This is a genomic window from Streptomyces sp. NBC_01288 (genome assembly GCF_035982055.1).
Taxonomy (GTDB): Bacteria; Actinomycetota; Actinomycetes; order Streptomycetales; family Streptomycetaceae; genus Streptomyces.
The window spans coordinates 6,867,066-6,883,213 of sequence record NZ_CP108427.1; the positions used below are offsets into that span (position 1 = coordinate 6,867,066).

The 16,148-nt window shown below is 68.9% G+C and carries 12 protein-coding genes; 11 read left to right on the forward strand and 1 reads right to left on the reverse strand.

Annotated elements, in window-relative coordinates; genetic code table 11:
• The first annotated feature begins 34 nt into the window (after positions 1-34).
• A complete protein-coding gene (gene clpX / locus OG194_RS31135) occupies positions 35-1,321 on the forward strand; it encodes an ATP-dependent Clp protease ATP-binding subunit ClpX (RefSeq protein ID WP_026151385.1) in 1,287 nt (428 codons plus the stop codon).
• An 88-nt stretch (positions 1,322-1,409) separates the two neighbouring features.
• Here clpX and OG194_RS31140 read toward each other — a convergent pair whose 3' ends face one another.
• On the reverse strand, positions 1,410-2,423 hold the full coding sequence (locus OG194_RS31140) for a hypothetical protein (protein WP_327404105.1): 1,014 nt from the start codon (positions 2,421-2,423) through the stop codon (positions 1,410-1,412).
• Between the two features lie 136 nt (positions 2,424-2,559).
• On the opposite strand from OG194_RS31140, the gene OG194_RS31145 reads away from it, so the two are divergent.
• The 10 genes from OG194_RS31145 to OG194_RS31190 all read left to right on the forward strand — a co-directional run bounded on the left by OG194_RS31145 (position 2,560) and on the right by OG194_RS31190 (position 16,107).
• On the forward strand, positions 2,560-5,184 hold the full coding sequence (locus tag OG194_RS31145; protein ID WP_327404106.1) for a valine--tRNA ligase: 2,625 nt from the start codon (positions 2,560-2,562) through the stop codon (positions 5,182-5,184).
• A gap of 166 nt (positions 5,185-5,350) precedes the next feature.
• Positions 5,351-6,838: a bifunctional tetrahydrofolate synthase/dihydrofolate synthase gene (gene folC / locus OG194_RS31150; RefSeq protein ID WP_327404107.1), complete on the forward strand. Its 1,488-nt coding sequence runs from the start codon at positions 5,351-5,353 to the stop codon at positions 6,836-6,838.
• A 6-nt stretch (positions 6,839-6,844) separates the two neighbouring features.
• The gene (locus OG194_RS31155; RefSeq protein WP_327404108.1) at positions 6,845-7,210 is read left to right on the forward strand and encodes a DUF4233 domain-containing protein; all 366 of its coding nucleotides are present in this window, start codon (positions 6,845-6,847) and stop codon (positions 7,208-7,210) included.
• A 99-nt stretch (positions 7,211-7,309) separates the two neighbouring features.
• Complete coding sequence (gene ndk / locus OG194_RS31160) at positions 7,310-7,723, forward strand: nucleoside-diphosphate kinase (RefSeq protein ID WP_327404109.1); 414 nt, start codon at positions 7,310-7,312, stop codon at positions 7,721-7,723.
• Positions 7,724-7,999: 276 nt separating this feature from the next.
• Entirely contained in the window at positions 8,000-9,019 is a 1,020-nt protein-coding gene (locus tag OG194_RS31165; RefSeq protein WP_019065566.1) for a rod shape-determining protein, read from the forward strand.
• 178 nt (positions 9,020-9,197) lie between these two features.
• Complete coding sequence (mreC, locus tag OG194_RS31170; protein ID WP_327404110.1) at positions 9,198-10,139, forward strand: rod shape-determining protein MreC; 942 nt, start codon at positions 9,198-9,200, stop codon at positions 10,137-10,139.
• A gap of 11 nt (positions 10,140-10,150) precedes the next feature.
• The gene (gene mreD / locus OG194_RS31175) at positions 10,151-10,819 is read left to right on the forward strand and encodes a rod shape-determining protein MreD (RefSeq protein WP_327404111.1); all 669 of its coding nucleotides are present in this window, start codon (positions 10,151-10,153) and stop codon (positions 10,817-10,819) included.
• A 147-nt stretch (positions 10,820-10,966) separates the two neighbouring features.
• The gene (gene mrdA / locus OG194_RS31180; protein WP_327404112.1) at positions 10,967-13,228 is read left to right on the forward strand and encodes a penicillin-binding protein 2; all 2,262 of its coding nucleotides are present in this window, start codon (positions 10,967-10,969) and stop codon (positions 13,226-13,228) included.
• Positions 13,225-14,421, forward strand: a complete 1,197-nt coding sequence (gene rodA / locus OG194_RS31185) for a rod shape-determining protein RodA (protein ID WP_327404113.1) — start codon at positions 13,225-13,227, stop codon at positions 14,419-14,421. The genes mrdA and rodA overlap by 4 nt, the downstream gene beginning before the upstream one ends.
• A gap of 105 nt (positions 14,422-14,526) precedes the next feature.
• Positions 14,527-16,107, forward strand: coding sequence for a CYTH and CHAD domain-containing protein (locus OG194_RS31190; protein WP_327404114.1), 1,581 nt, complete (start codon positions 14,527-14,529; stop codon positions 16,105-16,107).
• The last annotated feature ends 41 nt before the right edge of the window (positions 16,108-16,148 follow it).

Consider the following 16,148-nt stretch of genomic DNA (forward strand, 5'->3'; position numbering starts at 1 on the left):
CCTAGGCGTCTCCCAGGCGAAGGGGAAGCACACCGTGGCACGCATCGGTGACGGCGGCGATCTGCTCAAGTGCTCGTTCTGCGGCAAGAGCCAGAAGCAGGTCAAGAAGCTCATCGCAGGGCCCGGTGTGTACATCTGCGACGAGTGCATCGACCTCTGCAACGAGATCATCGAGGAAGAACTCGCGGAGACGAGCGAGGTCCGCTGGGAGGAACTCCCCAAGCCCCGCGAGATCTACGAGTTCCTTGAGGGCTACGTCGTCGGCCAGGAGTCGGCGAAGAAGGCCCTCTCGGTCGCGGTGTACAACCACTACAAGCGCGTCCAGGCCGGTGAGCACGGCGGCGGTCAGAGCCGCGAGGACGCCATCGAGTTGGCGAAGTCCAACATCCTCCTGCTCGGCCCCACGGGCTCGGGCAAGACCCTCCTCGCCCAGACCCTGGCCCGCATGCTGAACGTGCCGTTCGCGATCGCCGACGCGACCGCGCTCACGGAGGCGGGCTATGTCGGCGAGGACGTCGAGAACATCCTGCTGAAGCTCATCCAGGCCGCTGACTACGACGTCAAGAAGGCCGAGACGGGCATCATCTACATCGACGAGATCGACAAGGTCGCCCGCAAGAGCGAGAACCCGTCGATCACCCGCGACGTGTCCGGCGAGGGCGTCCAGCAGGCCCTGTTGAAGATCCTGGAGGGCACGACGGCCTCGGTCCCGCCGCAGGGCGGCCGTAAACACCCGCACCAGGAGTTCATCCAGATCGACACGACGAACGTCCTGTTCATCGTGGGCGGCGCCTTCTCGGGCCTGGAGAAGCTCATCGAGTCCAGGGCCGGCGCGAAGGGCATCGGCTTCGGCGCGACGATCCGCTCGAAGCGGGAGTTGCAGGCCAAGGACCAGTTCGAGGACGTCATGCCCGAGGACCTGGTGAAGTTCGGCATGATCCCCGAGTTCATCGGCCGGCTGCCCGTCATCACCTCGGTCCACAACCTGGACCGCGAGGCCCTGCTCCAGATCCTCATCGAGCCGCGCAACGCGCTCGTCAAGCAGTACGAGCGCCTCTTCGAACTCGACGGCGTGGAGCTGGACTTCGAGCGCGAGGCCCTCGAAGCCATCGCCGACCAGGCCATCCTCCGCCAGACCGGCGCCCGCGGCCTGCGCGCCATCATGGAGGAAGTCCTCCAGGGCGTCATGTACGAGGTCCCGTCCCGCAAGGACGTGGCCCGGGTCGTCATCACGGCGGACGTCGTCCTGTCGAACGTCAACCCGACCCTGATCCCGCGCGACGCGCGGGGCCGCGGCCCGGGCGAGCAGAAGACGGCGTAGCCGCTACAGCCGCTTCCTGTACGACACGAAGGGCGCCCGGTCGGTCAACCGACCGGGCGCCCTTCGTAGTTGAGGCGGGCCTACGGGGTCAGATCTTCACCCGGACTTCCTTGCGGAGCTTGGTGGTCATGGAGACGGCGGTGTCCTTCGACACGTCGGCCGTGTTGTCGCCGGGGGAGACCATCGCGATGGTGCTGTAGTCGGCCCAGGCGCAGAACCAGTCGGTCTGCTGCTTCTTGGTCAACTGGTTGGTCGCCTTGGTCGCCTGGCACTTCATGACCGCGCCGTTGACGTCGACCGACTCGGGCTGCCCGATCAGTTCGCTGCCGCCCGTCGAGCTGCTGCTGGAGGAGTTGCTCTCCTTGACGTCCTTCTGGATGTCCGCGAAGAACGCGTCCAGGGCCTTCTTCGGATCGGCGATCTTGCCGTAGGCGCCGATGAGTGAGACGCCCTTGGCCGTGAGGAGTTCCGCCTGACCGGGCGCGGTGGAGGGGTCGTTCGGGTCGTAGCCGCTCAGGTCGGCCGTCGTGTAGGCGCCGAAGACGGCGGTGCCGTTCTTGACGCCGCTCTTCTCCAGGTCCTTCACGGTCGACGAGCCGTTGTCGCTGGTGTCGCCGTCCTTGGTCGCCCGGTTGTAGTCGCCGAGCACCTTCGCCGGCGTCGTCAGCTTGTGCGGACCGTCGTCCGCGAGACCGGACGACCCGGTGTAGCCGAGCACGAAGTACACGCCCACGCCGATGGCGGCGACGACCGCCACCGCCCCGATGATGAGCCCGGTCTTCTTCTTCCCGCCGCCCGCCGGAGGCTGCGGAACACCGTACGGGGCCTGCCCGTAAGGAGGTTGGCCATACGGCGCCTGCTGGCCGTACGGCGGCTGCGGCTGGCCGTAGGGGCCCTGCGGCGGGACGCCCTGCGGGGGCTGGGGCTGCGCCGGGTAGCCGTAGCCGGGCTGGGCGGGGGGAGCCTGCTGGGGGTAGCCGTAGCCGGGCTGGGGGGCGCCCTGCGGCGCCTGCTGGGGAGGCTGGCCGTAGGGACCCGGCTGACCGTACGGACCGGGCTGCTGAGGCTGCCCGTCGTACGGGCCCGGCTGGTTGTAGCTCATTTCTGGGTTCCCCTCCAGATGCTTATGTGATCCCGACATCCTGGCCCAGTCACAGGAAGCGCAGAGCATCGGGGGGCGCACCGTTACAGAACAAACGCGTTTCGGGACACCCCCGCGACACCCCTAAACTGGGCCCGTGACCGAGAACGCTCAGCAGCAGCCACCAGCGCCCGACTCCGAACTGCCGACCCAGTACGCGCCGGCCGATGTAGAGGGGCCGCTGTACGAGCGCTGGGTGGAGCGGGGTTACTTCGAGGCGGACGCGAAGAGCGAGAAGCCGCCGTACACGATCGTCATCCCGCCGCCGAACGTCACGGGCAGCCTGCACCTCGGGCACGCCTTCGAGCACACGCTCATCGACGCCCTCACCCGCCGCAAGCGCATGCAGGGCTACGAGACGCTGTGGCAGCCCGGCATGGACCACGCCGGCATCGCCACGCAGAACGTCGTCGAGCGCGAGCTGGGCAAGGAGGGCAAGTCCCGCCACGACCTGGGCCGCGAGGCCTTCGTCGAGCGGGTCTGGCAGTGGAAGGGCGAGTCCGGTGGCCAGATCTCCGGCCAGATGCGCCGCCTCGGCGACGGCGTCGCCTGGTCCCGCGAGCGCTTCACCATGGACGAGGGTCTCTCCCAGTCCGTCCAGACCATCTTCAAGCGGCTCTACGACGACGAGTTGATCTACCGCGCCGAGCGCATCATCAACTGGTGCCCGCGCTGTCTCACCGCGATCTCCGACATCGAGGTCGAGTACCAGGACGACGACGGCGAGCTCGTCTCCATGAAGTACGGCGACGGGGACGAGACCATCGTCGTCGCCACAACGCGCGCCGAGACCATGCTCGGTGACACGGCCGTCGCCGTTCACCCCGGCGACGAGCGCTACAAGCACCTCGTCGGCAAGCTCATCAAGCTGCCGCTGACCGACCGATCCATCCCGGTCGTCGCGGACGAGCACGTCGACCCCGAGTTCGGCACGGGTGCCGTCAAGGTCACCCCGGCCCACGACCCGAACGACTTCGAGATCGGCCAGCGGCACGACCTCCCGGCCATCACGGTCATGGACGAGCACGCGGTCATCACCGTCCCCGGCCCCTTCCAGGGCCAGGACCGCCTCGAAGCCCGCTCCGCGATCGTCGCCGCCCTGCGCGCCGAGGGCCGGATCGTCGCCGAGAAGCGGCCGTACGTCCACTCGGTCGGCCACTGCTCGCGCTGCAAGACGACCATCGAGCCGCGACTGTCCATGCAGTGGTGGGTCAAGGTCGCCCCGCTCGCGAAGGCGGCCGGCGACGCGGTCCGTGACGGCCGGGTCAAGATCCACCCCCAGGAGATGGAGAAGCGCTACTTCGACTGGGTCGACAACCTCCACGACTGGTGCATCTCACGGCAGTTGTGGTGGGGCCACCGCATCCCGGTCTGGTACGGCCCGGAGGGCGAGGTCGTCTGCGTCGGCCCCGACGACGAGGCCCCGACGGGCGAGGGCTGGCACCAGGACACCGACGTCCTCGACACCTGGTTCTCCTCCGGCCTGTGGCCCTTCTCCACCCTCGGCTGGCCCGAACAGACCGAGTCGCTCGCGAAGTTCTACCCGAACTCCGTCCTGGTCACCGGCTACGACATCCTCTTCTTCTGGGTCGCCCGGATGATGATGTTCGGCCTCTACGCGATGGACGGCACCCCGCCGTTCCACACCATCGCCCTGCACGGCATGGTCCGCGACCAGTTCGGCAAGAAGATGTCCAAGTCCTTCGGGAACGCGGTCAATCCGCTCGACTGGATGGACAAGTACGGCTCCGACGCGCTCCGTTTCACCCTCGCGCGCGGCGCCAACCCGGGCGTCGACGTCCCGATCGGCGAGGAGTGGGTCCAGGGCTCCCGCAACTTCGCCAACAAGCTCTGGAACGCGACCCGTTTCGCCCTCATGAACGGCGCGACGGTCGAGGGCGACCTGCCCGACGCGTCGGAGATGTCGGCGACGGACCGCTGGATCCTGTCCCGCCTGAACTCCACGGTCGCCGAAGTCGACGCGCTCTACGAGGACTACCAGTTCGCGAAGCTCTCGGACGCGCTGTTCCACTTCGCGTGGGACGAAGTCTTCGACTGGTACGTCGAGTTGTCCAAGACGACGTTCATGGCGGGCGGCGAGCCCGCGAAGGTCTCCGGCCGCGTCCTGGGCGAAGTCCTCGACGTCACCCTGAAGTTGCTCCACCCGATCGTCCCGTTCGTCACGGAGACACTATGGACGACGCTGACGGGCGGCGAGTCGCTGGTCATCGCGGACTGGCCGCAGGATTCGGGCTTCCGTGACACGGCGGCCGAGAAGGAGATCGGGACCCTCCAGCAGGTCATCACCGAGGTCCGCCGTTTCCGCAACGACCAGGGCCTCCAGCCCGGCCAGCGCGTCCCGGCCCGCCTCACGCTGGACGGCACGGCACTGGCGCCCCACGAGGCCGCCATCCGCCAGCTCCTCCGCCTCCAGCCCGAGGGCGACGCCTTCGCGGCCACGGCCACCCTCCCGGTCGGCGGCGCCACGGTCGCCCTCGACCTCTCCGGCACGATCGACATCGCGGCGGAACGGAAGCGCCTCGCGAAGGACCTGGCGGCGGCGGAGAAGGAGCGCCAGCAGGCCGAGGGCAAGCTCGGCAACGAGGCGTTCCTGGCGAATGCTCCGGACCAGGTGGTGGAGAAGATCCGCGCCCGCCTGGCCAAGGCCGACGAGGACATCACCCGCATCACGGCCCAGCTGGCCGGCTTGCCGGAGGCGTAGGCGTCAGTACGTCAGCGAAGGCACCCGAAGCTTTGTAGCTCCGGGTGCCTTCGCTTACCCAGGGGCGCGGGGAACTGCGCGACCAGCCCCCACCGGGCCCGCAGACGAAAGCCCCCCACCGGGCCCGCAGACGAAAGACCACCCCAACCTCCGTAGACTGGCCCACGTGACTGACAGCGACCCGTTCGACGAGATCATCGAGGCCGAGACCGACCGCGACCCCGACCTCGCGGTCATCGAGGCCGGCAGCCGCACCCTCCGCACCCAGGGCACCGGCGCCCCCCAGACAGACGTCCCCGGCCGCCCAGAAGACCCCGCGCTGGACAAGGCCCTGCGCGAGGTGGAGACCGAGCTGGCCTCCCGCTGGGGCGAGACCAAGCTGGAGCCGTCGGTCAGCCGCATCGCCGCGCTGATGGACGTCCTGGGCGACCCCCAGCGCTCGTACCCCTCGATCCACATCACCGGCACGAACGGCAAGACCTCCACGGCCCGCATGATCGAGGCCCTCCTCGGCGCCTTCGAACTGCGCACCGGCCGCTACACCTCCCCGCACGTCCAGTCGATCACCGAGCGCATCAGCCTCGACGGCGCCCCGATCTCCGCCGAGCGCTTCATCGAGACGTACGAGGACATCAAGCCGTACATCGAGATGGTGGACGCGCAGCAGGAGTTCCGGCTGTCGTTCTTCGAGGTGCTCACGGGCATGGCGTACGCCGCGTTCGCGGACGCGCCGGTCGACGTGGCCGTCGTAGAGGTCGGCATGGGCGGCAGCTGGGACGCGACGAACGTGATCGACGCGGCCGTGGCCGTGGTCACCCCCATCGACCTCGACCACACCGACCGCCTCGGCGGGACGACCGGCGAGATCGCCACCGAGAAGGCCGGCATCGTCAAGCAGGACGCGACCGTGATCCTGGCGCAGCAGCCGGTGGACGCGGCGCAGGTGCTGCTGAAGAAGGCCGTCGAGGTGGACGCGACCGTGGCCCGGGAAGGGCTCGAATTCGGTGTCGTGTCCCGGAGCGTCGCGGTCGGCGGGCAGCTGATCAACCTGCGCGGCCTCGGCGGCGAGTACGAGGAGATCTACCTCCCGCTGCACGGCCCGTATCAGGCGCACAACGCCGCCGTGGCGCTCGCCGCCGTAGAAGCGTTCTTCGGGGTGGGCGCCCAGCGGCCCGACCCCCTCGCGATCGACACGGTCCGGAAGGCGTTCGCGTCCGTGACCTCGCCGGGGCGGCTGGAGGTGGTGCGGCGGTCGCCGACCGTCGTGCTGGACGCGGCGCACAACCCGGCGGGCGCCCGTGCGACCGCCGAGGCCGTGGCCGAGGCGTTCGACTTCAGCCGGCTGATCGGCGTCGTCGGAGCCAGCGGGGACAAGGACGTCCGCGGGCTGCTCGAAGCGTTCGAGCCGATGTTCGCCGAGGTCGTCGTCACGCAGAACTCCAGTCATCGCGCGATGGACGTGGACGAGCTGGCCGGGATCGCCGTCGAGGTGTTCGGCGACGAGCGGGTGCAGGTCGAGCCACGGTTGCCGGACGCCCTGGAGGCCGCGATCACGCTGGCCGAGGAGGACGGCGAGTTCGCGGGCGGCGCCGTGCTCGTCACCGGTTCCGTCATCACCGTCGGTGAAGCCCGACTGCTCCTGGGGAGGGGCTGACTTTCCGTGCGTACGCTCTGTTCTTCCACGCTGATCGGCGAGTTCTTCGTGATCGGCTTCGCCGGTCTGGTCGCCATGAAGGACCCGGACCTGACCACCTCCACCGTGTGGACGGTGTGCGGGATCGCGATGTTCCTGTCCGTCGCGCTGTGCGGCGTGGTGACCCGGCCGGCCGGCATCGCGCTCGGCTGGGCGCTACAGATCGCGCTGATCGCGTCGGGCGTCGTCGTGCCGTCGATGTTCTTCCTCGGGGCGATCTTCGCGGCCCTGTGGTGGGCCTCGGTGCACTACGGCCGGAAGATCGACGAGGCGAAGGCACGGTTCGCGGCACAGGCCGCGCAGGCCGGCTCCACTACACCTGACGCTGCGTAATGGACGCGTGGACACGCCCTGTAACCTCGGGTTTGTCGTGAGACGACCGTGCCACGACCGTGAGCCGACCCGCACATCATGATCCGAAGGAGTCCCGTCGTGACCCAGCGCACCCTCGTCCTGCTCAAGCCCGACGCCGTACGTCGTGGCCTGACCGGCGAGATCATCAGCCGGATCGAGCGCAAGGCCGGCTGGCAGATCACCGCGCTGGAGCTGCGCACCCTGGACCAGGACACCCTGGAGCAGCACTACGGCGAGCACAAGGGCAAGGTCTTCTACGAGCCGCTGGTGGAGTTCATGGCCTCCGGTCCGGTCGTCGCCCTGATCGTCGAGGGCGAGCGGGTCATCGAGGGCGTACGCCAGCTGGCCGGTCCGACCGACCCGATCGCCGCCGCGCCGGGGTCGATCCGCGGGGACTTCGGAGTCATCGTGCGCGAGAACCTGATCCACGCCTCGGACTCGGAGGAGTCCGCCGAACGCGAGGTGAAGATCTTCTTCCCCGGGCGCGTCTGAATCTCCATCAGTAACCCACATGCCTGACCAGGGACGGCCGCGTTTTTCCGGCCGTCTCTTGGCATATGCGTGCCGATCGGGGGAACGAGTGCCCCCGTTGGGCCGTCTCCACAAGCGAGGCGGCGCCTCACATGCTGACAATGGCGAAGACCCTCGCGCAGTGTTCGTGATGGCGCGTCTACGATGGAAGCCATCACGTCACAGCACCCACTTCGCCGACCTGAAAAGCCCTCAAAAGCTCCCAGGAAGGCCAGACGAATCCTGATGGGGAACTCAATGTCGTTCATCGGCCGTGACATGGCTGTCGACCTCGGGACCGCCAACACGCTGGTGTACGTCAGGGGTCGCGGGATCGTACTCAACGAGCCGTCCGTCGTCGCGATCAACACCAACACCGGTGGCATTCTCGCGGTCGGCTCCGAAGCCAAGAAGATGATCGGGCGCACGCCCGGCAACATCGTTGCCGTACGTCCGCTGAAGGACGGTGTCATCGCCGACTTCGAGATCACCGAGCGCATGCTCCGCTACTTCATCCTGAAGATCCACAAGCGGCGCTATCTGGCCCGCCCCCGCGTCGTCGTCTGCGTGCCCTCGGGCATCACGGGCGTCGAGCGCCGTGCCGTCATCGAGGCGTCGTCCCAGGCCGGCGCCCGCCAGGTGCACATCATCGAGGAGCCCATGGCCGCGGCCATCGGTTCCGGCCTGCCGGTCCACGAGGCCACGGGCAACATGGTGGTGGACATCGGCGGCGGCACCACGGAGGTCGCGGTCATCTCGCTCGGTGGCATCGTCACCGCCCAGTCCATCCGCGTCGCGGGCGACGAGTTGGACAACGCGATCATCCAGCACATCAAGAAGGAGTACTCGCTCCTTCTGGGTGAGCGGACGGCTGAGCAGATCAAGATCACGATCGGTTCCGCGTACGACCTCGACGACGACCAGCACACCGAAATCCGCGGCCGGGACCTGGTCTCCGGCCTGCCCAAGACCGTTGTCATCTCCGCCGGCGAAGTCCGCAAGGCGATCGAAGAGCCCGTCAACGCGATCGTCGACGCGGTGAAGACGACCCTCGACAAGTGCCCGCCGGAGCTGTCCGGCGACATCATGGACCGAGGAATCGTTCTGACCGGCGGCGGAGCCCTGCTGAAGGGTCTCGACGAGCGGCTGCGCCGGGAGACCGGCATGCCGATCCACATCGCCGAGGACCCGCTGGACAGCGTGGCGCTCGGCTCCGGCAAGTGCGTCGAGGAGTTCGAGGCGCTCCAGCAGGTTCTGGACGCCCAGCCGCGCAGATGACGTAACGCTTCGATTCCGCCGTACGGGATGATCTCCTCTCGTGCGGCGGATCGTTGATACGGAGGCATAGGCTCCGACATGAGCCTCCGTATCCATCCGCACGGACAACTCCCGCACACACCACACCTGCATACCTGTACCTCTGCACATTTCTATGAGGAAGGCACGGCCGCCGCACGTGAGGGACACACGAGAGAGCCGGCTGCTCCTGGTGCTGCTGATCGCCGTAGCGTTCGCGTTGATCACGGTGGATATCCGGGGAGGGCAGGACTCGCCGGTCGACGGGGCCCGCCGGGCCGCGGCCACCGTGTTCGGCCCGATCGAGAACGGCGTGTCGTCCGCCGTCGACCCGGTCGGTGACGCGGTCTCCGCGGTCCGCGACTCCGGTGAGCGGCACGACCGGCTCGCCGTCCTGGAGAAGGAGAACGCGGCCCTCAAGGCGAAGCTCGGTAGCGACGACCGCAACCGCAGCCGCCTGACCCAGCTCGACAAGATGCTGAAGGTGGCCGGCGAGGGCCAGTACGGCATCAAGGGCGCCCAGGTCATCGCGATAGGAGCCGCCCAGAGCTTCTCCTGGACGATCACCATCGACGTCGGCGCCAACGACGGCATCAAGCGCGACATGACCGTCCTGAACGGCAACGGACTGGTCGGGCGCGTGACGACCGTCGGCCCGGACGCCTCGACCGTCCTCCTCGCCAACGACCCCGACTTCACCGTCGGCACCCGCATGGAGGGCAGCGACGAACTCGGCTTCGCCTCCGGCGAGGGCGACGGCCCGCTGCGCGTCGAACTCCTCAACGGCAAGGCGGAGGTGCGGAAGGGCGACCGTCTGGTCACCTTCGGCTCGCAGGCCGACAAGCCGTTCGTGCCCGGCGTCCCGGTCGGTGTCGTCTCCCGCGTCGACCCCTCCGGCGGCGGCCTGACCCGCACGCTGTACGTCACGCCGTACGTCAACTTCACCAAGCTCGACATCGTCGGCGTGGTCGTGGAGGCCCCGAAGAAGGACCCGCGTGACACGGTCCTGCCGGCGAAGCCCAAGCCGACCCCGATCCCGACGGTGACCGTCACGGTCACCCCGTCCGCGAACGCGCCGGTCGACGGCCAGCAACAGCAGTAGGAGCCTTCCCCATGCGTGTCAACCGGATCCTGCTCTCCGTGCCGCTGGTCGTCGTCGCCCTCGTGATCCAGGTGAGCGTCCTCGCCCGCCTCCACCTCCCGGGCGCCGTCCCCGACCTGCTGCTCCTCACGGTCCTCGGCCTGGCCATGGTCTACGGCCATGTCACGGGCGCCCTCATCGGCTTCGGCGCGGGCCTCCTCGCCGACCTCGCCCCGCCCGCCGACCACGCGGCCGGCCGCTACGCCCTCGTGCTCTGCGTCATCGGCTACCTCGCCGGCTTGGCGAAACCGGAGAACGGCCGCCTGAAGTCGGCCACCGGCCCGATGGCCGTCGTGGTCGCCGCCGCGATCGGCGCCACCCTGCTCTACGCCGGTGTCGGCGCCCTCGTCGGCGACACCGCCGCCCGCCATGTCGGCCTGGGCAGCCTGCTGTTCACGGCCTCCCTGTACGACCTGCTGCTCGCCCCGTTCGTCGTCCCCGGGATCATGGCGCTGGCCCGGCGCGCCGACAACGACCCGCTCGCCGAGACCAACGCCGCCAAGTCGGCCGACATCTCCTCGGGTTGGCTCTCCTCCGGCACCGGCCTGAAGATCGGCGGCCAGCGCGGCGGCCTGCGGATGAAGACCGCCCGAGCGCGCGTGGCCCGGGCGGGACGTATCAAGGGGGTCAAGAGGCTTTGAACACCGGGGAGTTGACCCACGGACTCACAGGTCCGTCGTATATGACTCATACACGCATCGTGTACACGCACTGAGAGGGGGAGGCAGCACAAGTGACCAACGCCCACCCGTCTCCCACCACCACCCTCAAAGGGATGGGCTTCGCCCATGACTAACATTCCTGAGACCGGTCGGACTCCACGGGTTCAGATCAGGCTCGTCGTCATCCAGATCCTCGTCCTCTCCCTCCTCGGCACCCTCGGCGGGCGCCTCTGGTACCTCCAGATCCGTGAGGGCGCCGCGTACCAGAAGGAAGCGTCCGGCAACCACGTCCAGCAGGTCGTCGACCCCGCGGTGCGCGGTTCGATACTGGACGCGCGCGGTGTGCCCCTCGCCGACAACGAGACCCGGCTCGTGGTCTCCGCCTCCCGCACCGACCTGCTGAAGCAGGCGGACGACGGCAGGGCCGTCCTCACCAAGCTGGCCGGCGTGCTGGGCCTGAAGCCCGCGGACGTCATCCAGAAGGTCCGGCTGTGCGACGCGAAGACCCCGCAGCCCTGCTGGAACGGCTCGCCCTACCAGCCCATCCCGATCACCGACGAGGCCACCGCCAAGCAGGCCCTCCAGATCCGCGAGCGCGCCGAGGACTTCCCCGGCATCACCGCCGAGCCCGAGGCCGTCCGGCGTTACGCGGCCCCCGGCGACGCCAACGCGGCCCAGGTCCTTGGCTACCTCTCGCCGGTCACCGACGACGAGATCACCCAGGCCAAGGACTCCGACTCGCCGTATCTGCGCTCCGACCAGGTCGGCCGCTCGGGCCTGGAGCGCGAGTACGACAAGGCGCTGCGCGGCAAGGCCGGCGTCACCCGCTACGAGGTCGACAACCTCGGCCGCGTCATCGGCAAGGCCAAGTCCGATGCCCCGCAGCCCGGTTCGAACCTCGTCACCAGCATCGACGCCCGCGTGCAGCGCGTCGCCGAGTACCAGCTGGACAAGGCGATGAAGACCGCCCGCACGCAGTTCGACAAGATCACCGGCGAGAACTACAAGGCCGACTCCGGTGCCGTCGTCGTGATGGAGGCCAAGACCGGCCGGATCGTCGCGATGGCGTCCGCGCCGACGTACGACCCGAACGTCTGGGTCGGCGGCATCTCCGCCAAGGACTACAAGCAGCTCACCGGCAAGAACTCCGACTACCCGCTCCTCAACAGGGCCATACAGGGTCAGTCGGCGCCCGGTTCGACGTTCAAGGTGGTCTCCACGGCCGCCGCGGTCGAGGCCGGCTACACCTGGGACGGCGGCTACCCCTGCACGAGTTCGTACTCGGTGGGCGGCCAGGTCTTCAAGAACTTCGAGGGCGAGAACTTCGGCCCCATCTCGCTGGGCCGCGCGCTCGAAGTCTCGTGCGACACGGTCTTCTACGGTCTCGCCGACGCCCAGTGGAAGAAGGACGGCGGCATCAACCCGAAGAAGGGTGAGCCGAAGGACTACTTCTACAAGGCGGCCCACCAGTTCGGCCTCGGCAAGATCACCGGCGTCGACCTCCCGAACGAGGTCACCGGCCGCGTCCCGGACCGCAAGTGGAAGCAGCAGACCTACGAGGCCAACAAGGCCTACTGGTGCAAGACCGGCAAGAAGGGCGGCACGTACGTCCAGCAGATCGCGTACGAGAACTGCCTCGAAGGCAACAAGATGCGCGAGGGCGACTCGATCAACTACTCCATCGGCCAGGGCGACACCCTCGTCACGCCGATCCAGGAGGCCATGGTCTACGGCGCCCTCGCCAACGGCGGCACCGAGTACGTCCCGACCATCGGCAAGGCGATCGTCAGCGCCGACGGCAAGACGGTCCAGGAGATCAAGCCGCAGGTGAAGGCCAAGCTGCCGATCAGCGCGGCCACGCACAAGGGCATCGACAAGGCCCTCGCGGGCGTGGTCACCAGCGGTACCGCCGCCTGGAAGTTCCAGGGCTGGCCGCAGGACAAGATCACGCTGCACGCCAAGACGGGTACGGCGGAGGTCTACGGCAAGCAGACCACCTCCTGGTTCGCCACCTACACCAAGGACTACACGGTCGTCATGACGATCGCGCAGGCCGGTACGGGTTCCGGCGCCTCCGGTGAGGCCGTGCGCAACATCTACAACGCGATGTACGGCGTCCAGGCCGACGGCTCCATCGACAAGAAGAAGGCGATGCTGCCCTCGCCGCAGACGAGCCTGCCGAAGGTCCGCGCCGACGGCACGATCGCCTCCCCGAAGATCACCGCCGACCCGGCCAAGGAGCTGGAGAAGCAGCAGGAGAAGGCGACCGAGGGCGGCGTCACACCCGCGGACGACACCCAGCAGCCGGCCACCTCGCCCTCACCGTCCACCAACAGCAACACCCGCAGGCGTCCGCGCAGAAGGGGAAACCGGAGGATGCTCACGTGACCGGCAACAGCTTCTCCGTCTCCGGATACGGGCCCGACCGGGCCGGCTGGACGCGGGTGTTCGCCCGTGACTCGATGGCACGCCGACTGGACTGGCCGATACTGCTGTCGGCGGTCGGCCTGTCCCTGATCGGCTCGCTCCTCGTCTTCTCGGCGACCCGCAACCGCACCGAGATCAACCAGGGCGACCAGTACTACTTCCTGCTCCGGCACCTGATGAACACCGGCATCGGCATCGCCCTGATGATCGGCGTCATCTGGGTCGGCCACCGCACCCTGCGCGTCGTCGTCCCGTTCCTCTACGGCGCCTCGGTGTTCGGCATCCTGCTGGTGCTCACCCCGCTGGGCTCCACGGTCAACGGCGCGCACTCCTGGATCGTGCTCGGCGGCGGCTTCTCGCTCCAGCCGTCGGAGTTCGTGAAGATCACGATCATCCTGGGCATGGCGATGATCCTCGCCGCCCGGGTCGACGCGGGCGACAAGCCCCACCCCGACCACCGCACGGTCCTCCAGGCCCTGGGCCTCGCCTCGGTCCCGATGATGATCGTCATGCTGATGCCCGACCTCGGCTCGGTCATGGTCATGGTCATCATCGTGCTCGGCGTGCTGCTGGCCTCCGGCGCCTCCAACCGCTGGATCTTCGGCCTGCTCGGCGCGGGCACCCTGGGCGCGATCGCGGTGTGGCAGCTGCACTTCCTGGACGAGTACCAGATCGCCCGCTTCGCCGCCTTCGCCAACCCGAGCCTCGACCCGGCCGGCGTCGGCTACAACACCAACCAGGCCCGCATCGCGATCGGCTCCGGCGGCCTCACCGGCGAGGGCCTCTTCCACGGCTCCCAGACGACAGGCCAGTTCGTCCCCGAACAGCAGACGGACTTCGTCTTCACGGTCGCGGGCGAGGAGTTGGGCTTCGTCGGCGCGGGCCTGATCCTCGTCCTCCTCGGCGTGGTCCTGTGGCGCGCCTGCCGCATCGCCCGCGATTCGACCGAGCTCTACGGCACGATCGTCGCCGCCGGGATCGTCGCCTGGTTCGCCTTCCAGGCCTTCGAGAACGTCGGCATGACCCTCGGCATCATGCCGGTCACCGGCCTGCCACTGCCCTTCGTGTCGTACGGAGGTACGTCGATGTTCGCGGTGTGGCTAGCGGTGGGGTTGCTCCAGTCGATCCGGGTGCAGCGCCCGATGTCCGCGTAGACGCCGTCCTCGCGTGGCCGCCACCGTCCTGTCCACCAGGGTTTCCCCGGGGCCCATTTGGGACGCGCCCTGCCATCCTGGCCGGTCAGCAACTAGATTCAGGTCATGGCGGACACAAAGCGGGAGATCGAGCGTAAGTACGAGTCCGACGAGAGTGGTCTGCCCGACCTGACCGGCGTCGCCGGGGTGAAGGCCGTCATCGACAAGGGCGTCGTGAGTCTGGACGCCGTGTACTACGACACGGCCGACGAGCGCCTCGCCGCCGCCGCGCTGACCCTGCGCCGCCGCACCGGCGGTTCCGACGCGGGCTGGCATCTGAAGGTGCCGGTCGCGCCCGGTGTCCGCGACGAGATCCGGGAACCGCTCTCCGACACCGTGCCGGACACCCTCGCCGCACTGGTCCGCTCCCGCGTCCGCGAGGCCGAGTTGCTGCCCGCCGTCCGCCTGCGCTCCGACCGCGACGTACGCCACCTCATGGACGCCCAGGGCAAGCTCCTCGCCGAGGTCAGCGTGGACGCCGTGCACGCGGAACGCCTCACCGAGGGCGGCGGCACCGCCCAGTGGACCGAGATCGAGGTCGAACTCGCCGACGACGGCGACCCGGTGTTCCTCGACCAGGTGGAGAAACGGTTGCGCAAGGCGGGCGTACGGCCGTCGTCGTCCGCCTCCAAGCTGGCCAGGGCGCTGGAGGAGACGGCTCGCACGCCGGGGTCGGGAAAGTCGGGGTCGGGCAAGTCGGGGTCGGGCAAGTCGGGGTCGAAGAAGAAGAAGCGCAAGGCGGCGCCCGTGCCCGCGGAGCCCGCGGAACCGGTCAGCGCCGGCGACCACGTCCTCGCCTACGCCCGCGCCCAGCGTGACGCGATCCTCGAACTCGACCCGGCCGTACGGCAGGACGCGTACGACTCGGTCCACCGCATGCGCGTCGCCACCCGCCGGCTGCGCAGCACGTTCCGCTCGTACGGCAAGGTCCTCGACCGTACGGTCACCGACCCGATCGGCGAGGAACTGCGGTGGCTGGCAGGCGAGTTGGGTGTGGACCGTGATCGGGAAGTGGTGACCGAACGCCTGACGACGGTCCTCGGCGAGCTGCCCACCACCCTGGTCTCCGGCCCGATCCGCACCCGCCTGGACACCTGGGCGAACGCCCGGCACGGCGGATCACGCGGCCGGCTGATCGGCGTCCTGGACTCCCGTCGCTACCTCACGCTCCTCGACACCCTGGACGCGGTGATCGCCGGCCCGCCCCTCCTGGAGGCCGCCGCGGGCGATCCGTCCAAGGTGATCGGCAAGGCCGTACGCAAGGACTTCGGAAAGGTCTCCGCGCTCGTCGAGGAGGCGGTCGAGGCGCCGCCCGGCGCGGACCGCGACCTCGCGCTGCACGAGGCCCGCAAGAAGGCCAAGCGCACCCGGTACGCGGCGGAGGCGGCGACGCCGGCCCTCGGCACCTCGGCCCGCGCGCTCGCCAAGTCCATGAAGGCGCTGACCAGCCTGCTCGGTGAGCACCAGGACAGCGTGATGGTCCGGGTGACCCTGCGGGAGCTGTCCGCGGTGGCGCACGCGGCGGGGGAGAGCTCGTTCACGTACGGGGTGCTGTACGGGCGGGAGGAGCAGCGGGCGGCCGGGGTGGAGGCGGCGTTGCCGGAGGCGTGGGAGGGGATCGTGGCCGAGGGGTCCGTCCAGGTGTGACGGCTGGTGCGTACGGGTGAGGTCCGGGATCGCGTTAGTCT